The 2,232-nt window shown below is 65.1% G+C and carries 1 protein-coding gene; it reads left to right on the forward strand.

Features of this window, described 5'->3' with window-relative positions:
• Positions 1–2,232: type VI secretion system Vgr family protein (locus WS49_RS29395; protein WP_059535740.1), on the forward strand; the 2,232-nt coding region annotated here is incomplete at both ends.

A 2,232-nucleotide genomic window follows, 5' to 3' on the forward strand; every position in this document is an offset into this window, starting at 1 on the left:
TGTTGCCGCATTGCGCGGCGGGTTGCTTCAGCAGGACCGGCTGCTGAAGCTCGATACGCCATTGGGCGCCAACGTGCTGACCGTGCAGCGGGCCGTCGGCCGTTCGCGCATCGGGCGCGCGTACGAATTCACGCTCGACGTGCTGTCGACCGATAGCGATCTGGAACTTAAAAAGCTGATCGCGCAGCCCGTCACGTTGTGGATCCAGCAGGGCGATCGCAGCTACCGGCCGATCCACGGATACGTCCACACCGCGCGCCGCCTCGGCGCCGACGGCGGGCTCACGACCTATCAGCTCACGTTCGCCGATTTCACGCATTTCCTGAAGTTTCGTCGCGACCAGCGGCTCTGGAACGATACGACCGTCGACCAGATCATCAGCGATGTGCTGAACCAGCATCCGCAGGCGCGGGGGCATTTCCGCTTCGCGCTGTCGCAACCGCTGCCGAGCCGTTCGTACACGCGCCAGCACGACACCGACTGGCATTTCGTGCATCGGCTGATGGAGAGCGAAGGCCTTTACAGCACGTGGCAGCAGGCCGACGACGGCAAGTCGCATACGCTCGTGATCACCGACAACCTGCAGGCGTTCGCGCCGCTGTCGCCGGAGACCGTGCGTTTCTATCGCGGCGGCGCGGCGAGCGAAGCCGATGCGTTCACGCAATGGTCGGGCTCGCGCACGCTGCAGAGCGTGACCCGAACGACGCGCACCTTCGACTACAAGAATCCGTCGCAGCCGTCGAACCCGAAGGGCACGACGCTGCCGACGATGAGTGGCCAGGGCGAATTGCCCGACCAGCTCGAAGTGTACGAGTACACGGGGGCGTACACGTATCTGGACCAGACGCGCGGCGACCATCTGACGAAGGTGCGGATGGAGGAATGGGAGTCGCACGCGAAGCGCTTCCATGGCGCGGGCGGCGTGCGCGCGATCGATGCGGGCCGGCGCTTCACGCTGTCGGACCATCCCGAACACGATCGCGATCCGGCCGACCAGCGCGAATTCGCGGCGATCGGTGTCGAATGGTGGATCGAGAACAACCTGCCCGTGGCGAGCAGCAGCGCGGACTTTCCGTACAGCCTGCGCGACGCGTTGGTGCAAGCGCAGGAAGGCTACGGTGCCGATCCCGCGTTTCGCGTGCCGCACGACGATGGCTCGGTCGGCTTCTATCTCGTCGAAGTCGAGGCACAGCGCGTGAGCGTGCCGTATCGCAGCCCGTTCGAACACGAGAAGCCGAAGATGCATCTCGAGACGGCGATCGTCGTCGGGCCGCAGGGCGAGGAAGTCTATACCGACGAGCTGAACCGGATCCGCGTGCAGTTCGTGTGGGATCGCCTCAATCCGGGCAACGAGAACGCGTCGTGCTGGGTGCGCGTCGTGCAGTCGGATACCGGCGGCGGTTACGGTGGCGTGCATGTGCCGCGGATCGGCGAGGAAGTGCTGATCGATTATGTGGGCGGCGATTGCGATCGGCCGCTCGCGGTCGGGCGTGTGTACAACGGCGCGAACCAACCGCAGTGGCATAGCGACGGGATTCTCTCCGGCTATCGGTCGAAAGAATATTCGGGCAGCGGCTACAACCATCTCGTGATGGACGACGCGACCGGGCAGAACCGCGTGCAGCTGATGAGCAGCAGCGCGAACAGCCTGCTGCATCTGGGCTACCTCATCGATCAGAACGGTAATTCGCGCGGATCGTATCTGGGCAGCGGCTTCGATCTGCGTTCGGATGCGTATGGCGCGGTGCGAGCGAGCCAGGGGCTGTACGTCACGACTCATCCGAAGGCGCCGAACAGCCAGCCGCTCGACGTGAAGGAAGCGCAGCAGCAGCTCGTGACGGGCGAGAGCCTCGTCGAGGCGATGTCGGGTGTGAGCGAGCAGCATCAGGCGGAAAGCCTGAAGGATGCGCACGAGACGATGCGCGCATTCACCGACGCGACGCAGGACAGCGCGTCGGGCAGCGCGTCAGGCGGCCGCACGGCGGGTGGCGGCACGGGCAGCGCGAACGCATTCAAGGAACCGGTGATGCTGTTCGGCAGCCCGTCGGGGATCGGGATGTCGACGCAGCAGTCGCTGCACTTAGTCGCGAACGATCACGTGAACGTCGCGAGCGGACAGAGCGTGCATGTCGCGGCGGGCAAGTCGCTGATCGGCAGCATCGGGCAGAAGCTGAGCCTGTTCGCGCAGAACGCTGGGATGAAGCTGTTCGCGGGCAAGGGCAAGGTCGAGAT

This window comes from Burkholderia sp. RF7-non_BP4, assembly GCF_001521935.1.
Classification (GTDB): domain Bacteria; phylum Pseudomonadota; class Gammaproteobacteria; order Burkholderiales; family Burkholderiaceae; genus Burkholderia; species Burkholderia diffusa.